Annotated in this window: 16 protein-coding genes; 9 read left to right on the top strand and 7 right to left on the bottom strand. The window is 43.7% G+C overall.

From position 1 onward, the window contains the following. The first annotated feature begins 55 nt into the window (after positions 1-55). Complete coding sequence (greA, locus tag JKP82_RS11570; RefSeq protein WP_159531210.1) at positions 56-532, top strand: transcription elongation factor GreA; 477 nt, start codon at positions 56-58, stop codon at positions 530-532. A 78-nt stretch (positions 533-610) separates the two neighbouring features. Here greA and JKP82_RS11565 read toward each other — a convergent pair whose 3' ends face one another. Then, on the bottom strand, positions 611-2,497 hold the full coding sequence (locus JKP82_RS11565) for a tetratricopeptide repeat-containing diguanylate cyclase (protein ID WP_218397111.1): 1,887 nt from the start codon (positions 2,495-2,497) through the stop codon (positions 611-613). 393 nt (positions 2,498-2,890) lie between these two features. On the opposite strand from JKP82_RS11565, the gene JKP82_RS11560 reads away from it, so the two are divergent. The 4 genes from JKP82_RS11560 (at position 2,891) to JKP82_RS11545 (ending at position 8,404) form a co-directional block, all read left to right on the top strand. Then, positions 2,891-4,879, top strand: a complete 1,989-nt coding sequence (locus JKP82_RS11560) for a methyl-accepting chemotaxis protein (RefSeq protein WP_218397109.1) — start codon at positions 2,891-2,893, stop codon at positions 4,877-4,879. Between the two features lie 248 nt (positions 4,880-5,127). After that, positions 5,128-6,993 carry a hypothetical protein gene (locus tag JKP82_RS11555; protein ID WP_218397107.1) on the top strand — a complete coding sequence of 622 codons (1,866 nt, stop codon included), beginning with the start codon at positions 5,128-5,130 and terminating at the stop codon, positions 6,991-6,993. 372 nt (positions 6,994-7,365) lie between these two features. Continuing rightward, a complete protein-coding gene (locus tag JKP82_RS11550; protein ID WP_159531203.1) occupies positions 7,366-7,911 on the top strand; it encodes an NUDIX domain-containing protein in 546 nt (181 codons plus the stop codon). A gap of 103 nt (positions 7,912-8,014) precedes the next feature. Then, complete coding sequence (locus tag JKP82_RS11545) at positions 8,015-8,404, top strand: DUF3224 domain-containing protein (RefSeq protein WP_159531201.1); 390 nt, start codon at positions 8,015-8,017, stop codon at positions 8,402-8,404. A gap of 98 nt (positions 8,405-8,502) precedes the next feature. On the opposite strand, the gene JKP82_RS11540 is transcribed toward JKP82_RS11545, so the two are convergent. Continuing rightward, complete coding sequence (locus JKP82_RS11540) at positions 8,503-8,946, bottom strand: Hsp20 family protein (protein ID WP_057792724.1); 444 nt, start codon at positions 8,944-8,946, stop codon at positions 8,503-8,505. Positions 8,947-9,467: 521 nt separating this feature from the next. On the opposite strand from JKP82_RS11540, the gene JKP82_RS11535 reads away from it, so the two are divergent. Together JKP82_RS11535 and pta are read left to right on the top strand one after the other, a co-directional pair. After that, positions 9,468-10,649: an acetate kinase gene (locus tag JKP82_RS11535; RefSeq protein WP_159531199.1), complete on the top strand. Its 1,182-nt coding sequence runs from the start codon at positions 9,468-9,470 to the stop codon at positions 10,647-10,649. 38 nt (positions 10,650-10,687) lie between these two features. Then, positions 10,688-12,823, top strand: a complete 2,136-nt coding sequence (gene pta / locus JKP82_RS11530; protein ID WP_159531197.1) for a phosphate acetyltransferase — start codon at positions 10,688-10,690, stop codon at positions 12,821-12,823. A gap of 193 nt (positions 12,824-13,016) precedes the next feature. On the opposite strand, the gene lnt is transcribed toward pta, so the two are convergent. From lnt to miaB, 5 genes are all read right to left on the bottom strand, one after another. After that, a complete protein-coding gene (gene lnt / locus JKP82_RS11525) occupies positions 13,017-14,525 on the bottom strand; it encodes an apolipoprotein N-acyltransferase (protein WP_220099923.1) in 1,509 nt (502 codons plus the stop codon). Positions 14,526-14,530: 5 nt separating this feature from the next. Then, a complete protein-coding gene (locus JKP82_RS11520) occupies positions 14,531-15,388 on the bottom strand; it encodes a CorC family transporter (protein ID WP_013784735.1) in 858 nt (285 codons plus the stop codon). Positions 15,389-15,515: 127 nt separating this feature from the next. After that, on the bottom strand, positions 15,516-15,983 hold the full coding sequence (gene ybeY / locus JKP82_RS11515; RefSeq protein ID WP_159531196.1) for an rRNA maturation RNase YbeY: 468 nt from the start codon (positions 15,981-15,983) through the stop codon (positions 15,516-15,518). After that, on the bottom strand, positions 15,980-17,080 hold the full coding sequence (locus JKP82_RS11510) for a PhoH family protein (RefSeq protein ID WP_218397105.1): 1,101 nt from the start codon (positions 17,078-17,080) through the stop codon (positions 15,980-15,982). The genes ybeY and JKP82_RS11510 overlap by 4 nt, the downstream gene beginning before the upstream one ends. 26 nt (positions 17,081-17,106) lie before the next feature. Next, positions 17,107-18,540 carry a tRNA (N6-isopentenyl adenosine(37)-C2)-methylthiotransferase MiaB gene (gene miaB / locus JKP82_RS11505; protein WP_159534559.1) on the bottom strand — a complete coding sequence of 478 codons (1,434 nt, stop codon included), beginning with the start codon at positions 18,538-18,540 and terminating at the stop codon, positions 17,107-17,109. A 352-nt stretch (positions 18,541-18,892) separates the two neighbouring features. On the opposite strand from miaB, the gene JKP82_RS11500 reads away from it, so the two are divergent. After that, a complete protein-coding gene (locus JKP82_RS11500) occupies positions 18,893-20,149 on the top strand; it encodes an FAD-dependent monooxygenase (RefSeq protein ID WP_159531192.1) in 1,257 nt (418 codons plus the stop codon). Next, entirely contained in the window at positions 20,137-20,313 is a 177-nt protein-coding gene (locus JKP82_RS11495; RefSeq protein ID WP_201299258.1) for a hypothetical protein, read from the top strand. Before JKP82_RS11500 ends, JKP82_RS11495 begins: the two co-directional genes overlap by 13 nt. Positions 20,314-20,432: the final 119 nt, after the last annotated feature.

Below are 20,432 nucleotides of genomic sequence, written 5' to 3'. Positions count from 1 at the left end.
CGAAAAGGCGCACTTTTTTCTGTTTAAAATCAACTATCCAGTCGAGACTGTATTCATGAGTCAGTATCCAATGACCGCGCACGGCGCACAGCTTCTGCGCGACGAACTAAACGAACTTAAAACAAAAACTCGCCCGCGTATTATTCAGTCTATTGCTGAAGCTCGCGAGCACGGCGACTTAAAAGAAAATGCTGAATATCACGCCGCCCGTGAACAACAAAGTTTCTGCGAAGGCCGTATTCAAGATATTGAAGGTAAATTGTCGAACGCACAAATTATCGATGTCACTAAAATGGAAAACAAAGGTAAGGTTATTTTCGGCACTACCGTTACCATTTTGAATGTCGATACCGACGAAGAAACCACATATCGGATAGTGGGCGACGACGAAGCGGATATTAAGAAAAACCGTATTTCGGTAAATTCACCTATTGCTCGCGGCCTTATCGGTAAAGAGCTTGATGATATGGTGACTATTCAAACGCCAGCTGGCAGTGTTGAAGTAGAGATTATTGAAGTTCAATATATCTAAAAGAGACGAAAGTGTTATTGAAGATAAAACCGCCGAGCCCTGCTCGGCGTTTTTTTGTAAGCAATGAAATATACTGACTTACTGGTAACTTTCATCCACTTTGTATTGATTCCTACCCGCATTTTTGGCTCTGTAAAGCGCCTCATCAGCTTTTTTCAGCAAGGTTTTGAAGCCTTGTGATGAGTTATTAGTGCACGCTATACCTAGGCTAACCGTTGCTTGTAGCTGCTTTTGTCCATAATTAACCACCATGCGCTCAATATTAACCAATACCCTCTGGGCTATTTCTGTTGCGTCTGTCAGCTCAGTGCTTGGCAACATTAATAAAAACTCTTCACCGCCCATACGAACCATTACGTCATGTTTTCTTAAGGTGTGTTTACAGGTGTTGACCACAGCATTAAGAAGCACATCGCCAGCGTCGTGCCCGTAGGTGTCGTTTACCACTTTGAAATGATCAATATCTAAAGCGATTACCGTAAAGGTTTCTCTTGAACGCTTTGCTTGAGTAATCATACGCTCGCCAATTCTTAACCCACTTCGGCGGTTGTGTACACCTGTAAGATGGTCATAGTCTGCAATCTTCTTATAACGTGAAATGCCTTTTACGAGGGAAATAACCACTAAAATCAGCAAAAACGATAGTGAAATTGCTAAGAAAAGCTTCAGCTTGGCATTTGTTTCCTGGCTTTCCTTTTTATGTAGCTGTAGCTCGGAAATAGCTAACTGTCTTTGTAAAATATCGTTTTCCATCTGGGCGACGGTGATGTCGTTTTCAGAAGCGACAATACTAACTTGTTTTTGTATCAGTGAATTTACGTGATCTTCATAATAGGTATTTAGTGAAAGTAAACTCGCCACCTTCTCTATAGATGCTGGTTTGTTATTTAAAAGTGACGTGAGTGATTTCGCGATAATGCCTTCGACAGGACGTTCATCATTGTCGATGGTGTATTTTGATGCGAATTCTGCCGCCGAGCTAAACTCACCTATTCGGTATGCACTTAGCGCAAGGTGATAGTAAAGTTGATTAACGAACGCTGTTTCTACTGTTGTTTCTTTTAACGCCAATGCATCGCGATATCGGTTGTAAGCGTCTTGGTATTTTTCCTTGGCGTAGTAAACATGCCCCTGATTAAACTGCGCAAAAAAGAAGAAGTCGGGGCCTGCGTTACTTTTTTCAGCGAGGGCAAACTGACTGTTCACATGAGTTTGTGCTTGCTGGAAATCTGCCAGCCTTATGGCTTCGAGTGTCAGCGTATGGTGCATATTGAATACACCTTGATAGTCGTCTATTTTCTCCCATTCTGTTAAAGCCTTCGATAAATATACGTAGGATTTTCCGTGTAAGCCGTTAAAGCGATAGATATTACCCAGCGCATTATAAATAACGCCTTTGTCTGATGGCGGTATGGAATAGCGGTCTTCCAGAGCCAATGCTTCGTTGAGTAGGCTTAAGCCTTCCGCAAAATTGTTCGTTGAAGTGGCACAAAAGGCGGTTTGAGAAAGAGCCAATACTAAATGTTCTGCGTCGTCTAAATGTCGGGCAATGTTGAGTGCTTTGTACCTGTCGGGGCAGTAATGATTTGGGTCTCCAGTTGCCAAATAGCGAAAGAATGAGCGTTCTAGCAGAGCCATTACTACATGAACTGAAACAGGTTCACTTTCAAGTATCTGTAACGACTGACTCAAATACTTCTCAGCCAAGTCAAGTCTATCCAATTCGCCAGCGGTCGAACCCAGCCATTGAAAATACTGACCCTGTTCTTTGGCCGACCAGCTAGTAACGTCTTCTTTCACATCGATAAGAAGCGTAAATGCCGTTTCGAAATCTGGTGCAAGAGAATATTGCGCGTTAACTCCTTTAAAACTTTCGGCAGCCTTCAACACCAAACTATAAGAAGAAAGGAATATGAAGAAAGTGAATGGAAGCAGTAAACATATTAATCTAGAGCGAATGACCATGAGCGCATTTTTTATAAGTTTGGATAGGAAAGATAGCACAGTTATGAAATATTAAGATAATCGTTAAAATTGAACCTCCTGTCGTGTTACATAGTGCATTGGAAATCAGTTAAGCTCTCGCATTTAACGTAGGACAGTCACGTTTGCGTGTTTAGTTTTGATTACTACATTTACTTATGTGTCTGTCCAACTGTACGGAAAAAAGCGCAATGCCTTGTGATTTCGAAACAACCTTACACTAATTGATAAAGGTGAAAGTCGCCAATAGTAGGCTACTTTTTAATAGCGTACGCGTTTATCAGCAACAGCGATATTAATTGCTTGTTGTCACTAACAACGTGCTTATTGAATTTTGTAACCACGTTATCTACCTATTAAGAGGCTGTCTTCGTTATGGTATTGAAAAAGCTATCAGTAATGCAGCTTGCCATTTTAGGTACAGCCTGCTTGTTCATATCAATAATGTTTCTTGCCTACAAAGACATAAATTCCTCAAGAGAACGACTATCTTCTGCGCAAAAAGATATTAAATTAGTGACAATAATAACAGCCGTAGAACGGGTGGCACATCATCACGCGGTCGAAAGGGGGATTACGGCAGGTTATTTAGGTAATCCGAATGATGCATCGCACAATAAAGTGTTAAGCCAAAGAGAGAAAGCCGATGCGGCGGTTGAAAAAATAAACAGTATAATAGCGTCGGACTGGAAGAATTCATCGACAATTAACGTCATTCTTTCACCCGTTTTTACATTATTGAAAAATAAAGGTGAGATTAGACAGCAGGTAGACGAATTAAATGGGAAAAATGCTTTTTCCTTTTACAGTAGCCTTAATAAACGCGCGTTAAATACTACCAATGCGCTAACCATGCTGGTTAATGCCCCCGATGCTAAACTGGCGCTGTCACAGGCGCTGCTGTTTGCGCAAGCAAAAGAAAAAATGGGGCAGCGACGAGGTAAAATGAACGCTGTTCTAGCAGCCAGAAGTATTTCCGATCCGGTCAGGCAGCAGGTGGTAGCCTATACCAACGAAACTAAGTACATAGAAGATAAGCTGAAGCTGAATTTAGACGGCGAGTCATTAACTGGGTTTCAAACATTATTGAACAGTTCCACAAGCAATGAAATTAATCGAATTGTGAATGGAGCCACCTCTGATAACCCTGATTTCTCTTCACTACCCACCAATACAGATTGGTTCGCATTAGCCTCAGAGCAAATTGGGGGGATTGCCGGGCTGCTAAAAGAGCGGTTTGATTACGTGCTAAATGATGTTAACGCAAAAGCAAATAGCGCGAACACAAACCTAGTGATTACATTCGTAGCCATTGTGCTACTCACGCTGATTATTTTTGTTATATATCGCACGTTGCACGGCATCATTACGCAACAGTTAGACAAGTTGGTGGCGAACCTTGATAAAATAGCAAAAGAGGGTGATCTCACTATTGATTTATCAATGAGCACGAAGAACGAATTAGGCGATATTTCCCGTTCAGTCAATGCCACCATTTTAGCGCTGCGGGATCTTTTGCGTGGGTTAGGGCAATCTATTCTCACAAGCTCAAGGCTTTCCAATCAATTAGAAGACTCTAGTGGCGAAATGCTGGATGATGCGGGAAATACTCAGCAACTTAGCGCTAATATTGCTTCAGCAATTGAACAAGTTGCGTCGACTGGCAGGGAAATAGCTAAAGCCGCATTAGATACGTTAAGTGCCAGTAAACAGTTAGATGGTTTAGCTGAGCAGTCGCTAATAGCGAATGATAAAATTCGTCATAGTATGGAAGTACTATCTAATGATATTAAAGGTGTGCAACAAAATGCCGCCGATATGGAGCAGCAAGTTACAGAAATTGGTTCAATTCTCGATACCATCAACTCGCTTTCTGATCAGACGAATTTATTGGCGTTAAACGCGGCTATTGAAGCGGCCCGCGCGGGTGAACATGGCAGAGGTTTTGCCGTTGTTGCTGATGAAGTGAGAAAGCTAGCGCAAAGTAGTCGTGCCTCCTCTGACAAAATCTCAAGTTTGCTGTCTAATTTAAAAGATGCCAGTGTGATAGTGGTGGCAGATATTAATAAAAATGTGGCCTCTATTACCAATTCTATGGAAGTGACTATCGAAGGAAGGACCACCGCAGAAAAAGTAAAAGAAGCGGCTACTAATGTGGAAGGTATGGCTAACAGCATGTCTTCCTCGGCAGAACAACAATCAGCTACTACCTCAGTGATAGCGCAAGATGTGGTGAACGTCGAAAAGGCGGCTAGCCATGAAGTAAATATAGCCCAACATTTATCTAAATTATCGGGTGACATGAAAGAAAACAACCTTCTTCTTCAACGCACAATAGATGGGTTTAAAGTGGATAATGATTAACTTCTGAAGCCTAGTTCGATGAAAAAGGACAATGACTAACTCCCCCCCCAAATATTGGGCCCCAAAAATTGGCTCACTTCACTAGTTGGACAAACACTCATTTTGCTTCTCTTATTTTAGGTGACTATTTAAAGTGGCAGGCTCGCGCTTAACTGCCAACCCTTTACAATCTTGCTGAGACTTTTCATTGCCTAACCCTTAGGCAAAGTTTATTCTGCATAAGCTTTTATTTAACAGGGATTTTTTCGATGGCATATGATTTTGGTTCACAGACGTTAGGCATAGCCAACCCCTTCAAAAAAGAAGGGGTATTCCGCGCAGTGGGCGGGGGCTTGGTACTCGCTTTAGCCATTTATGCAGTAGCGGGCGTGCCCGATTTGTTTGCCGAGAACAAAGTGCGTGGTTACACGCTACTAGGCGTGGCTTTTGTGCTGATCGTGTCAGGCATTAAACATTGCGCTGTGGGTATTTTGCAGCTCATGCGGTTTTTTGTAGGGCGTACTGTGCCTACTTCTCTTGCGTATAATCACTCAGTTTCCGAACAGGATGCAGCGCAAGCCGAAAAAAAATCCCTGCTGTATTCGAAAGAAAGCTTACACGCTATGTTAATGGGTCGTCGTAACACCACGTTTGAAGAGCCTCGTGGTTGGCTAGCCAGATTAGTGCATAGTGTACTTCCTAAACTTACTTTCCTACCTTTTCCTTTGCGCCATTTATCTCAAGAAATTATTGCCATGGCGGTGACCTTTCTTGTGGCGCTGCTTGCATTCGCTATTGTCTACTTTTTAGTGAGCAACGGGTTAGCGGGTGAGGTAGCTAAAGTATTGGTGATGCCTTTGCTCTCAATATTGCTTCTTGTGTACTTAATAGCGAATTGGGGCTCTACCGCAAAAGGCATTCACAATGAAGGTAACTCTCAACTTGCGAAAGCGAGCAGTTTATCGCTAGGGGTGATTATTGGCCTAGCGATAGTTGTGCCGTTAGGCGCGGGTGTATTCTTAGATGAGTTGGTTGGCCGCGATATCGATAAAGTACAAGCGTGGGCAAATACGTTCCCACTGTTTAGCGCTTGGGCAAACTTAGCCTTGTTACTAGTTTGCGTGATTGCTGTGATGGCGTTAATCATGCCGTTACTTTACAAACGAATGGGGCAGGTTACACCGAAAACTGAAGTCAGTGAATTCCGCGCTAATATGCAGGAGTCGGTTCACCCGAATGAAATTTTTATCAATATTGAAAATATTGTGCTTGCTAACCGCAGATACCGTGAAGTGCCAAATCGTATCTATGCCGACTTCGATCCTAGACTAAAAGAGCAAGCAGAAGGTAAAGGCAGTTTTGAGGGCGAGTTATTAATAGAAACCCAGCCTACATTAACCGCCGGTGTTACCTTGCCAGAGAAAAAGAAAATGACCCTAACTGCCGTTGCACAAGTGGCCGTAGTTGCCGCAGCTATATTGTTTTATGTGGGTGGGTTGCAGCTAGCTGAAGTGCTCGATTTAGTTATTCGCCAAGGCGTTAATACCGATGAGCAAGTTAATTCCGCAATTACCATGGGTAATAACCTCATTTGGTTAATCTTCGCCTGGTTAACGGTTCGTGGTGCTGCCAATGTGATGAACAAAGCGTCCCACATGTTTTGGGGGGAAATGACATTCTCATCGTTACTCATGTTTATGAAAACGGAAGGTACCTATACAGAGTCTCGTGTATCTACAGGCATGGCCATTCATGATTCTACACGTTCCGAAAATGTTGTGGTGCGAAGCAGTATTACCCCTTGGATCATAACCAGTAGAATCAATACTTCTATTTTTGCTACAAGCGGTATGAACAACTTAGAGTCGCCACGTTTCATTATGGGAATGAATAAGAACGATGCCGAGCTTGGCGAGATTGTCACTGAAATCAAGGTATTCCTTCGCGGCCGAGAAACCATCGCATCTATCACCAATGAGGCCGATTTAGCGAACGCTGGAACCATTCATCAGGTAAACCAGCAAACCCGAAGCCACAATGACGCGCCTCAAAGCAAAATTACCCTTGAACAAGAAGAAGAGGCCGCCGGCTTCTTGCGTAACAATGCCGATGAAGAAGATGAGAATAAAAGCTAAAAGTTAGGCTTTGTCACTATTTACTTTATTTAGATATCGAATGTATTTATAGAAAACGTATATTGGACACACACATTAATTTTGATGAACATCAGTGTGTGTCCAATTTTTTACAACTTATATTCCACCCTCTAATCCTATTTTATCTACGTCGTTAAACCTGCTTATTTAGCTTAAAATGACGCATATTTGTGTGACTGTCCTATCTGCTTCTATCTGCTAACTATCTGTGCCTCTTATCTAATTACCTAACCTCTTCAGTTTATTTTGAATGACTGTCCAACCTATAGTTAATTCGTAGGTGGACGGAGTTGCTCCTTGGTATAGGCGCTTGTACACTGAGTTTTTTAAGACTTACTGAAAGGCGCTATTATGTCGGATAAGGATATTGAAACGCTTTCGTCGAAAGTGGTTTACGAAAATAAGTGGCTAAAAGTACGTGAAGATAAAATTCGTCGTGCTAGTGGGAACGAAGGTATTTATGGTGTTGTTGAAAAGCCAGACTTTGCGATTATTCTTCCCATCGATGGTGATATTGTTTATTTGGTTGAACAATACCGGTATACGGTAGAGCAGCGATTGCTAGAATTTCCGCAAGGTGCCTGGGAAGATAACCCGGATGCCGACCCGAAAGTGTTAGCCGCCGGCGAATTAAAAGAAGAAACGGGGTTTACAGCCAACGAAATGCATTACGTTGGTTTTCAATACCTTGCCTATGGCTTTTGTAATCAGGGGTATCATATATTCGTTGCGAAAGGGTTAACGCAGGGCGAGCAAAAGCTAGATATAGAGGAAGAGGATTTAAAAATCATACCTGTGCATTTTAAAGAATTAGAATCTATGATAACTGAAGGCACTATTAAAGATGCATCTACCTGCAATGCGTTCGGACTTGCCCGTTTAAAAGGGTTTATTTAGTTAACAGCCTGATTATTGACTGTAACAGAGTGTAACAATTTTATGTTGAACGGCATCGAACTCACTTGTATTGTGTGACCACACTTTTTCTTTGGAGCAAACAATGAACTGCAATGGGCAATTTTCCATTACGGGGTGGGATGAAAATATACTAAGTGAAAAACGAGAAGGTGTTAAGCAAACCCATGCTAGCATTACGCAAGCTTATGAAGGCAGCATGGCGGGGCAAAGCGACGTTGAATTTCTCATGTCGTATCAGACATCAATGTTGGCACTATTCGTTGGATTCGAGAGTTTTGTAGGGGTTATAGACGGTCGTCGAGGCACAATTTCGTTTAAACACGATGGAAAATTTGAAAATGGCATTGCCAGCAGCAACTTCTCATCGATTGATGGCAGTGCAACGGGTGAACTATCTAACTGTGATATTTCAGGGACGTTCGAGTCTGCTGAAGGCGGTAAAGCAAATTATACAATAAATCTTACCGAATAAATCTTACCAATAACCTATTTTTTACACACTGTATAAACGAAAAAACGGCGCTTTTCAGCGCCGTCCAAAATCAGGGAAACGATTTTTAAAAGCCTTGTTTAACTCTCTATTAATCGTGAACCAATCTCAATTTGACGAGGTTTTTTAGCTTCGGGTATGACACGCTCCATATCGATGTGCAGTAACCCATTTTCCATATCAGCGGCTAACACCTTCACATGGTCGCCAAGCTGAAACTTCCTTTCGAAATTACGCTCGGATATTCCTTTATGAAGAAACTTACGTTCGGCGGATTCTTTTTCTTCCGGCTTACGTGTGCCCGTTATTACTAGGGTGTTTTCTTGAACCTCAATGGACACGTCATCTTTACTGAACCCCGCTATTGCCATAGTGACACGATATTTGTCATCGCCAAGCAATTCAATGTTGTAAGGGGGGTAAGTACTTTGTTTTTCAGCACGAGACGCAGCATCAACTAATGAAGCTAAGTGGTCAGAACCAATAAATGAACGGTAAAGTGGAGATAGATCGATAGTACGCATAGTCATATCCTATTAATTTAGCAATATGTTAAAAATAATTCGCCCCGACTATTCGGCGGCGGTGTTGTCAACCTGAGCTTTCAGCGTCGACATAATAGATATAGGGTGGCTCAAATTCTTTTCAAGGTTTTTTTTCAAAAAATTTTAAATTTTATTTTGAAACGTAAAAGCCCCCTGATTTTTCCGGCTTCTAACACGTAACAGTCTTAATTACCGGAACTATTAAAGTGCGACCGAATTTTTATTATTAAAGTCTATTGTTTTAGGTGTCGACAATTATTTACCTCTCCTTGTTTTTGTCCCTTCCTATTTAGCGTTCTATCAAATCAATAAAGTTTTTGTAGCGAAAATAGATTCGCATAACGTTTAACGCATACTGAACTAAATGATAATTAATTGTATTTGGGTGGTGTGGGATAGTATTATGAGACTCTACTTGAAAGAGTATTAAGTAAGCATTTATGTACGTAAATGCTACACTTAGCGTTCTTTTTGTCACTTAATCAAACTCAAGAAATCGAATGAAAAAAGAAGTTATTGTTTTAAATTGTGGTAGTTCGTCAGTAAAATTTGCCATTATCGACGCCGACACAGGTGAGGCTGGGTTAAGTGGTATTGCTGAAAGCCTAGGAAATGATGATGCTAGATTATCGTTTAAATTAAACGGGCAAAAAGAACAGCACTCCCTACCTAGTAATGCGTCTCATGCAGAAGCGTTAGCGGCAATTCAGAACATAGTCACCAGTACCGGCGTTAAGCCAATAGCGTTGGGACATCGAGTAGTCCACGGTGGTGAGCGGTTCAAAGAAGCTGCGTTAGTCGACGATGGCGTATTAGCCTCTGTAGAGGAATATGCCAGTATGGCGCCGTTGCATAATCTAGCGAACTTGAAGGGGATTACCACTGCTCAAGCCGCGTATCCAGCGTTACCTCATGTCATCGTGTTCGATACCTCTTTTTTCCAACAAATGCCAAAACGTGCCTATATGTATGCGCTACCCAAGGCCTTGTACGAGCAGCACGGTGTGCGTAAATATGGTTTCCATGGCACTAGCCACAAGTTCATTCTAGATAGCACTGCGCAATTGCTTAGTAAGCCTGTTGAACAAACCAGTATTATTAGTGCTCACTTAGGAAATGGTTGCAGTGTTACCGCTATTGAAAAGGGTGTAGCGGTAGATACCAGTATGGGGTTTACGCCCCTTGAAGGTTTGATGATGGGCACGCGCTGCGGTGATATCGACCCCAGCCTGCCAGGGACTTTGCAAGAAAAGCTAGGTAAGTCTGCTGCTGAAATCAATTCATTGATTAACAAAGAGTCTGGGTTGGCGGGTATTTCCGGGTTAAGCAACGATTGCCGTACGCTAGAAGAAGCGGCAGAAGCGGGGCACGAAGGCGCATTATTAGCCCTCGAAATGTTCTGCTATCGCTTAGCCAAGTATATATCTAGCTACATGATAGCAGTGCCGTCATTAGATGCTGTGGTGTTTACAGGTGGCATTGGTGAAAATTCATCGTATATTCGTGCAATTACCATGAGGTATTTTTCCCATCTTGGTTTTACCATTGATGATCAAAACAACCAAGCTATGCGCTTTGGTGCAAAAGGAAACATAGCGACTTCGTCATCCACAAAACCTGTTTTAATCGTACCCACTAATGAAGAGTGGGTTATCGCCGCCGAAGCTGCGAAATTCGCTTAGGTTTTTTCGCGTAAATTGTCTTTGCTTTAGGAGCAACTATGTCACGCCGTATTATGCTGATCCCTGTTGGCACAAGCGTAGGGTTAACTACTGTCAGCATTGGGCTCGTTCGTGCATTAGAAGAACAAGCCATTAAACTGAATTTCTTTAAACCTGTAGCACAGCCTCGAAGAGGCGACACCGGTGAAGAGCGCTCAACCGCTATTATTAGTCACCACTGTAGTGTTAAGCCTATAGCGCCATTCGATTTGAACGTAGTAGAGCGAATGATCAGTAGCGACAATACTGATGAATTACTTGAAGAGATTATAGAGCGCTTTGAAGCGAATCAAGAAGCCGATGCCGTGGCAGTAATCGAAGGCTTGGTGACAACTCGCCATCACCCTTACGCAGAGCGTTTAAATCTTGAAATTAGTCGTGCGTTAGATGCCGACATCGTGTTTGTCTGCGTACCAGGAAATGATGATCCTGTGGATATTAACCATCGCCTTGAAATTGTGGTAGACGCTTACGGCGGCCACAAAAGTAAAAAGGTAGTGGGCTGCATTTTTAATAAAGTTAACGCACCGTACGACGAACACGGTCAGCTACGTACTGATTTAAGTGTGCTGGAAGCGCCTGAACACGATGAAACCCGAAGCAAAGCGCTGCGTGAACTGCCTATATTTGCAAAAGGCTTGAACCTGCTAGGAAATATCGATTGGAATGCCGAGCTAATGTCTCCTCGTGCTATCGACATTGCCAAGCACTTAAATGCCACGTTAATTAACGAAGGCAATATTGCTTCACGTCGATTAAGTAGTGTTACCTTTGCTGCCCGTGAAATTCACAATATGACACACACCTTAAAGCCAGGTGCACTGCAAGTGATGTCTGGTGATAGAGGCGATGTATTTGTTTCTTGTTGCTTAGCGGCATTAAATGGCACTAAGTTAGGCGCATTGTTATTAACTGGCGGCTACCAGCCAGATGAAAACATAAAGCATTTATGCAGCCAGGCTCTGGAAACCGGCTTGCCTGTCATGCTGGTAAATACTAATACGTGGCAAACCGCACAGAACCTGCACGCGTTCAATCAGGAAGTGCCGGTGGATGATAGTCAACGTATCGAAAAAGTGATGGTACACGCGGCAGAAAGTTTAGATGCTAAATGGGTATCTTCACTTACCGAAAAAGTATCTCGTCAAAAGAAACTTTCTCCGTCTGCATTTCGCTATTATCTGACTAATCGTGCGCGCCAAGTTAACAAGCGTGTGGTATTACCTGAAGGTAATGAACCGCGCACTGTAGCCGCGGCAGCCATTTGTGCTAAACGTGGGCTAGCGCGCCCTGTGCTTATAGGTGATGAAAACGAAATTCAACGTGTGGCACAGCAACAAGGCGTGGTGCTGGGCGATGGTGTTGAAATTGTTTCACCTGCTGCCATACAAGAAGATTATGTGGCAGGGTTAGTGAAGCTTCGCGGTCACAAGGGGGTTACCGATGTGGTTGCTCGTGAGTTGCTACAAGACAACGTTACCCTAGGTACTATGATGTTGCAGCAAGGTGATGTTGATGGCTTGGTATCTGGCGCCGTTCACACTACAGCAAATACCATTCGCCCCGCATTGCAGTTAATTAAAACAGCAGAAAATGCATCGTTAGTTTCGTCGGTATTTTTCATGTTATTGCCAGACCAAGTCTTGGTTTATGGTGACTGTGCTATTAATCCAGACCCTAACGCCCAGCAGCTGGCGGATATTGCTATTCAGTCTGCCACGTCGGCACAGATGTTTGGCATTGAACCAAGAGTGGCCATGATCAGTTATTCTACCGGCACATCAGGTGCTGGTAGTGATGTTGAAAAAGTGCGTGAAGCTACCGAGATTGCACAAAAGCTTCGCCCTGACTTATTAATTGATGGACCGCTTCAATACGATGCCGCTGCTATAGAAAGCGTAGGGCGCAGTAAAGCACCAAATAGCCCTGTTGCGGGTAAAGCTAATGTATTTGTATTCCCAGACTTAAACACCGGGAACACCACTTACAAAGCGGTACAGCGTAGTTTTGATTTGGTGTGTATTGGGCCAATGTTGCAAGGCATGCGCAAGCCAGTCAATGACTTAAGCCGTGGGGCATTGGTGGATGATATTGTGTTTACTATTGCATTAACTGCTATTCAGGCTGCGAATTAGTTAGGGGCTGTTTAAGCTGGCTCAAGGCTGTATCAATTAGCTTAACGCTATCGTAAATTATGACTATAAAAATTTGATAGTTACACGTACAAAAACGGCGCATCATGCGCCGTTTTTTATGGTTAAATTTTAGTTCGTCAACTAAGTTTAACTTGTCGAATTAATCAAACCTGTTTATTAAAGCGTGGCTTGGCTACCAAGCCTTAGCACGTTTCCTTAACCAAAGGGCAATGACGAAAAATACTAATACCAGCACCCATACGCCTATATCTTGAATCAGGTAATAGGGCGTTAAACCAGAGGTCGCCAACACAGGAGCAGTTAAACTGGCCGCTTCAAATTGAGGTAACCGTGCAGTTATATTGCCTTTGTGATCAATAAAGGCAGTTACGCCATTATTGGTCGCACGCACTACTGGGCGGCCAAATTCGACGGCACGCATTCGAGCAATTTCTAAATGCTGAGCTGGGCCATGAGAATGGCCAAACCAGGCATCGTTACTGACCGTAATAATCATGTCGGTGGCGTTATAAATATTCGCCGCCACTTGCCTTGGGAAGGCAATTTCAAAGCATATTGCCGGCGCCAAATGGATACCGTTGGCAACAAGATTAGCTTGCTGAAAATCACCTCTTGCAAAGGAAGACATGGGTAAATCAAACAAGGGCGCTAAGGGGCGCAACCAATCTTCAAAAGGGACGAACTCACCAATGGGTAGCAAGTGGTGTTTAGCAAAGCGATTGTTGTGGAAATACTGATAATCTGGTGTTGTAGCATCGGGTGTTCTTTTACCCAGTACAATCAAATTATTCCATGCTTCATCGGTTTCCCAATTATAATTAACAATCCCTGTGATAAGGGCTGTGTTTTCAGCAAAGGCGCGGGCATTAACTTGAGTTAAATAATCTAATGCAAGTGGCTCTAGTTTTGGTACAGCGGCCTCAGGCCAAATTACCAGGTCGTTATCCCACAGCGGTTCCGTAAGGCTTAAATAACGGTTCATGGTGGGGGCATCTTGCTCCGGCACCCATCGCAAAGACTGTGCAATATTACCCTGCGCCATCGCGACGTTATACTGCCGTTTAGGCGCAACCCATGAATGCTGATTGGCAGTGAACCCGCTAATATACAAAGCTAAGCTAACCACAACAGCGCCGGTGAAATGCCGTTTAGTACGCGACACGGCAAACAAGCTCGCACCGATAACCAGCAAGGCCGTTATGCCGGTTTCACCTAATATGGGTGCCCAACCCACTAGGGGGCTATCAATTTGGCTATAGCCTAACGACAGCCAGGGAAAACCGCTTAGTAACCAACTGCGCAACCATTCTGCGAATACCCAGAAAAAAGGCAAAGCTAATGGCCAAAGCCGATGAGGGAAATAGCGAGCGGTAAGCTTAAAGGCAAGGGCCGGGAACAACGCAAGGTAACTACACAGCAAAACCATAAGGCCTATGGATGCAACCAGCGGTAAGCCACCGAAATCAGCAATGCTCACGTGTACCCAACTGATGCCCGCACCAAACCAGCCTAGCCCAAATACCCAGCCAGCTAAAAAAGGGCGATGTGGAAGTTTAATAACTTGCCTAATTCCTAACGCAAAAGCGGGAATAACAAGTGGCCAGATACCAAAGGGCGCAAACGCCAGCGTTAAGCTAGCGCCGCTTAGTAAAAGCAGTAAATAAGGAATGAACCGTTTCAACGGAGTTACTCCAGAGAGGCCACCGACACTTTAAGGTGTATAAGACGGCGTTTATCAGAGTTGGTTACCTTAAAGTGAATATCACCAATGGTAACTTCATCGTTCGTTTCAGGCATGTGCCCGAACGCTTTAAGCACAATACCGCCAATGGTATCAGCTTCTTCTTCGCTGAATTTGGTTTCAAAGAAGGCGTTAAATTCGTCAACGGGCGTTAACGCTTTAACTGAATAGGTCGATTTGTTCAGTGGGCGAATATCATCGGTACCGTCTTCTTCGGTATCGTATTCGTCTTCAATTTCACCAACAATAATCTCTAGTATATCTTCAATGGTAACAAGCCCTGACACACCGCCGTATTCATCCACAACAATGGCCATGTGATAGCGTTGTTGGCGAAACTCTTTCAGCAGTACATCTACACGCTTACTTTCCGGCACAATAACGGCAGGACGTAAGATATCGCGTAAATTAAGACTTTTTTCTGGATTAAACGCATAGCTTAGTAAGTCTTTAGCAAGCAATATGCCTTCAATATGATCTTTATCTTCACTAATAACGGGGAAGCGGGAGTGGGCTGATTCCAACACCACAGGTAAGAATTCATCGACATTTTTTTCAACGTCTATGGTGGTCATCTGCGCGCGGGGGATCATAATATCCCTAACTCGCATTTCGTTGACACCTATAACGCCTTCAATCATCTCCCGGGTTTGGGGATCAATGATTTCGTTCTGCTCGGCTTCAGTAATAACTTCAACCAGTTCTTGTTTGCTTCTCGGCTCGCCAGAGATAGAAAGTTTAAGTTTGTCTAACCAACTTTTTCCTTGGGAGCCGTTGGTAGAGTGAGGATTATCGTCGCTCATAATGTCCGCTAATTTATTGATACAACGTCAACGTTAAATGTCTTGGGGAGGGGCGTCAATGCTTTATTGTTTATTTGCACATAAATTACGCAACTGCCCAAGTGTAACTTGTTGGCGCTATTGGGTTTTATTGATAAGGATTACCAATATTTAAAGATGCCAATATACGAATTTCTTTTGCTTCCATAATCTCAGCATCAGCATCGTTTATATGATCGTAGCCCAGAAGATGTAATATTCCGTGAACGACCATATGGGCATAGTGGTTGGTGGGGGCTTTGTCTTGCTCTACCGCTTCACGCATGATCACAGGCACACAAATAACCAAATCACCAAGCAGGTTCATTTCTATGCCAGGTGGAACTTCAAAGGGAAAAGACAGCACATTAGTAGGCTTATTTTTACCTCTGTATTCATGGTTTAGCGTTTGTGACTCTTCATCATCAGTGAAGCGTACGGTAATTTCTTGCTCACCAGTATTTTCCGCCACAAGGACTGCATTGGCCCATGTTTCGATTTGCTCAACAGAGGGAATGGCCTTAGCCATTTCCGCGTCAGCTTCATAAGCTTGCTGGTAATCTACAATAGCTATCACTGGCTATCGCTATTTTGTTGTGCAGATGAGCTATTAGATGAGGCGTTAGCATCAGCTTGTTCACGTTGAAGACGCAAAGCTTCCTCTTTCTTCTCTTTGCGAACACGCTCTTGTTCGGCGTCATAATGTTCATAAGCACGCACGATTCGGGCTACTACAGGGTGTCTGACCACATCTTCAGCGTTGAAGAAGTTAAACGAAATATCGTCAACGTTACTCAATACTTCAATAGCGTGGCGCAAACCAGAGCGGGCACCACGTGGTAAATCAACTTGGGTGATATCACCGGTGATCACCGCTTTAGAATTAAAGCCGATACGGGTTAAGAACATTTTCATTTGTTCAACCGTGGTATTTTGACTCTCATCCAAAATAATAAAGGCATCGTTTAACGTACGGCCACGCATATAGGCTAATGGTGCAACTTCTATTACGTTACGTTCCATTAATTTTTCTACTTTTTCGAAACCAAGCATCTCAAATAAAGCATCGTAAAGCGGGCGCAGGTAAGGGTCTACTTTCTGTGAAAGGTCACCTGGCAAAAAGCCTAGCTTCTCACCCGCTTCTACAGCAGGGCGAGTGAGTAGTATTCTACGTATTTCTTGGCGTTCTAGCGCATCAACTGCTGCAGCAACGGCTAAATACGTTTTACCTGTACCTGCAGGGCCTACACCAAAGGTAATATCATAATTGAGAACATTAGCTACATACTGAGCTTGATTCGGGTTACGGGGCTTAATAACGCCGCGTTTCGTGCGAATGTGTACTTCTTTACCGAAATCGCCAGTGCCTGACTCTGTATCTTGCTCTAGAGCCGCGGCCTGTTGAATGGCTAAGTGTACTTGCTCAGGTTCAAGTTCAGGTAAGCGGCCTTTTACTGGCTGAGTTTCTACATACAGTTGCTTAAGTAACTCAGTGGCGCTCTGAATTTGACGTGGCTCACCTAGCACCTTGAACGCATTATTCCGGTAAGTAATTTCTACTCCCAACCTGCGCTCTATTTGCTTGATGTTGTCGTTAAACGGCCCACATAAGTTAGACAAACGTTTTGTGTCTGCCGGCTCTAAATCAAATTCATTACTTACCAATGTACTCAAACTACTGTATTCCTCACTTTCAATATTTATGCTGGGTTAAATTGACCTACGCCTATCGCGTCAGGCAAGTCAGCCTCGTGCTTGGCCATAATAGATTGGGGCGAAACAGCAACACGCAAGCCCATTTCATCTTCACGGCGAATAACATCACCACGTAATGAATTGGAGAATACGTCTGTCACTTTCACATCTACGAATTCACCAATCATATCCGGCGTACCTTCGAAGTTAACCACGCGGTTATTTTCAGTACGGCCAGAAAGCTCCATAGGATTTTTCTTTGACGGGCCTTCTACCAAAATACGTTGTTCAGTACCTACCATGTTACGCGCAATACGCAACGCTTGTTGGTTGATACGTTGCTGTAAAAGGTATAAACGCTGCTTCTTGGCGTCTTCGGTTACATCATCTACTGCATCTGCCGCGGGTGTACCAGGGCGAGCACTGTAAATGAAGCTAAAGCTTAGGTCGTAATCAATGGCCTGAATAAGGTCCATTGTGGCTTCAAAGTCAGCATCGGTTTCACCTGGGAAACCAATGATAAAGTCGCTCGACATACTAATATTTGGGCGAACTTTACGAAGCTTACGAATTTTAGACTTATACTCAATAGCGGTATGACCACGCTTCATTAAGTTAAGAATTCGGTCTGAACCACTTTGCACAGGCAAATGGAGGTGATCAACAAGCTCAGGAATAGTGGCGTACACGTCGATAATATCATCGGTAAACTCAACCGGATGCGACGTGGTATAACGAATCCTGTCTATACCATCGATAGCTGCAACAAGTTCTAATAACTCGGCAAAGCGACATACGGTTCCATCGTGGTTCTCACCGCGAAACGCGTTTACGTTCTGGCCTAACAAGTTAACTTCGCGTACGCCTTGACCGGCTAGCTGGGCAATTTCAAGTAATACGTCATCTACCGGACGGCTTACTTCTTCACCACGGGTATAAGGTACTACGCAGAATGTGCAGTACTTAGAACAGCCTTCCATAATAGAAACGAACGCCGTAGGGCCTTCAGCTCGAGGCTCAGGTAAACGGTCAAATTTCTCAATTTCAGGGAAGCTTACGTCGATAACCGACTTTTCGCCGCCTTTAAGTTGGTTAATCATTTCGGGCAAACGATGTAAGGTTTGCGGGCCGAAAACTAAATCAACATAAGGCGCGCGCTGTCGAATAACGCTACCTTCTTGAGAAGCTACGCAACCGCCTACGCCAATGATAAGCTCGGGGTTATCTTGTTTAAGGTTCTTCCAACGACCAAGTTGGTGGAACACCTTTTCTTGTGCTTTTTCACGAATAGAGCACGTATTAAGCAAGATAACATCGGCTTCTTCCGCAGTTTCTGCTGCAGTGTAGCCATGAGTAGAGTCGAGTAAGTCTGCCATTTTCTCCGAGTCGTACTCGTTCATTTGGCAGCCCCAGGTTTTGATATACAGCTTTTTAGTCATAACAACTAGTCGATAACCTGATAGAGTTCCCGTAAGCAATTGACTGGCGGTTGAAAATGCCACACGCTAACTAGGTTAGGTGTAAATTCTGGCAAAGCCTGCCACTGCAGTTTTGGGAAGATGTTCAAAATAGCCGCGTATTTTACCTGTTATAACGTCGAATGCCCAGTGTATTCACCCACATTCGACGGAATTTAATGCACTGCCATCTTGCAAGGGCGGTGTGGTTGATATAAAGCATGAAGCAGAAGATATTAGTAAATTAAAATGGCGAACGTATTTGGGCTCACATTCGTATTATTTATTAGTGCAAAGCGAGTAAGCTATTGGGTAAGTAGAAGAGATTTATAGTATGTATGATTTTTGTATAAATGGTGGTGGCATGGTTGGGGCTGCGCTTGCATTGGGCTTAGCGAAGCAGCAATACCGGGTAGCTATAATTGAGCCCCACTTGCCCAAAGCTTTTGACGAGGCCAGTAAGCCAGACTTAAGAGTATCTGCCATTAGTGACGCGTCTGTATCGTTATTAACCTCGTTAGGCGCGTGGGAATACATTGAAACAATGCGTGTTAAGCCCTATACGGGCCTGAGTGTGTGGGACGATCCCGCGCATCGAACAGACTTTACAGCGCAAAGTATCGATGTACCTCAGCTAGGCTTTTTTGTTGAAAACCGTTTATTGCAATTAGGGTGTCATCAAGCATTAAAGGCGTTTGACAACGTAACATGGTTTACTGGCTGTAAGGTGACTGATATCGCGCTTGGCAATAGCTCAGTTAGTAACTCAGTTGATAGCTCAGTTAATAGCTCGGCTAATTCTGCAGCGTCATTGGCCCACGCCGCTATCCTTAGTCTTGATAACGGCGAAACTATTCACGCTAAGTGGTTGATAGGTGCCGATGGTGCGGCCTCGCAAGTTAGGCAATCTGCAAATATTGGTGTATCGGGTTGGCAATACCGCCAACAAGCTATGGGTATTACTATTGAAATGGCAAACCCGGTTAACGCCATTACATGGCAAGAATTTACCCCTGAAGGCCCTAAAGCCTTATTGCCAATGTTCGACAATTACGCCTCGTTAGTATGGTACGACTCGCCCGATGAACTTAAGCGGTTATCAACCCTTAATGCCGCACAATTAAAACAAGCCATTATAGAAGCCTTTCCCAGTGAGCTAATAAAAAACGGTAACGACTTTACAGTAATAGACAAAGCTACATTCCCGTTAACCCGTGCACATGCTAGCCGCTATGTTACCGATAGCGTTATTTTGGTGGGCGATGCCGCCCACACCATTAACCCATTGGCAGGGCAGGGAGTTAACTTAGGGTTTAGAGATGTTGAAACCTTATTAGCGGTGACCGGCGAAGGTATCGACTTAACGTCGCTAGCGTTTAAAAGCCGCTTAATAACAAGCTACGAAAAGCCACGCCAGCGTGATAATGGCTTGATGATGTCTGCCATGGACGGTTTCTATGGCTTGTTTAGTAACGATATCGGCCCCATTAAATGGTTAAGAAACCAATTACTTTCTGTGGCACAACACTTTGAGCCAGCTAAACGGGAAGTACTTAAATATGCGATAGGGATGCGAGAATGGAAGTTTTAATCATACTTGCCGTACTGTTCGGCGCACTTTTTATAGTAATACCACTTATCGAGCGCTCGAAAATGCGCATTAGTGATGAAGACACCGCCAAGTGGTCTAAGTGGATATGGCCGCTAATGGGCATTCTACTTGTTGCACAACTTCTGCGGATGCTGCTTAGCTAGCTGTTTGGATGGGAAGTTGAAAGCTCGAAAGGTTGAAAGGGCGTTGGGAGAGTGTGCATTAGAAACTCGCGGTAAACCCATCCATGGGCGCTCTGCCACAGCATCCATGCTGTGGAAGG

It is taken from the genome of Alteromonas lipotrueae, assembly GCF_019249215.1.
Classification (GTDB): domain Bacteria; phylum Pseudomonadota; class Gammaproteobacteria; order Enterobacterales; family Alteromonadaceae; genus Alteromonas; species Alteromonas lipotrueae.
Note: the sequence above shows the minus strand (reverse complement) of the source record. Positions and strands in the feature narration are given on the sequence as shown.

Bases quoted from the DNA above. Each gene is read 5' to 3' on its own strand.
- JKP82_RS11540 (WP_057792724.1), bottom strand. From the start codon at position 8,946: ATGCGTACTATCGATCTATCTCCACTTTACCGTTCATTTATTGGTTCT.
- JKP82_RS11560 (WP_218397109.1), top strand. From the start codon at position 2,891: ATGGTATTGAAAAAGCTATCAGTAATGCAGCTTGCCATTTTAGGTACA.
- JKP82_RS11545 (WP_159531201.1), top strand. From the start codon at position 8,015: ATGAACTGCAATGGGCAATTTTCCATTACGGGGTGGGATGAAAATATA.
- pta (WP_159531197.1), top strand. From the start codon at position 10,688: ATGTCACGCCGTATTATGCTGATCCCTGTTGGCACAAGCGTAGGGTTA.
- greA (WP_159531210.1), top strand. From the start codon at position 56: ATGAGTCAGTATCCAATGACCGCGCACGGCGCACAGCTTCTGCGCGAC.
- JKP82_RS11555 (WP_218397107.1), top strand. From the start codon at position 5,128: ATGGCATATGATTTTGGTTCACAGACGTTAGGCATAGCCAACCCCTTC.
- JKP82_RS11565 (WP_218397111.1), bottom strand. From the start codon at position 2,497: ATGGTCATTCGCTCTAGATTAATATGTTTACTGCTTCCATTCACTTTC.
- JKP82_RS11550 (WP_159531203.1), top strand. From the start codon at position 7,366: ATGTCGGATAAGGATATTGAAACGCTTTCGTCGAAAGTGGTTTACGAA.
- JKP82_RS11535 (WP_159531199.1), top strand. From the start codon at position 9,468: ATGAAAAAAGAAGTTATTGTTTTAAATTGTGGTAGTTCGTCAGTAAAA.
- JKP82_RS11520 (WP_013784735.1), bottom strand. From the start codon at position 15,388: ATGAGCGACGATAATCCTCACTCTACCAACGGCTCCCAAGGAAAAAGT.
- JKP82_RS11495 (WP_201299258.1), top strand. From the start codon at position 20,137: ATGGAAGTTTTAATCATACTTGCCGTACTGTTCGGCGCACTTTTTATA.
- miaB (WP_159534559.1), bottom strand. From the start codon at position 18,540: ATGACTAAAAAGCTGTATATCAAAACCTGGGGCTGCCAAATGAACGAG.
- JKP82_RS11500 (WP_159531192.1), top strand. From the start codon at position 18,893: ATGTATGATTTTTGTATAAATGGTGGTGGCATGGTTGGGGCTGCGCTT.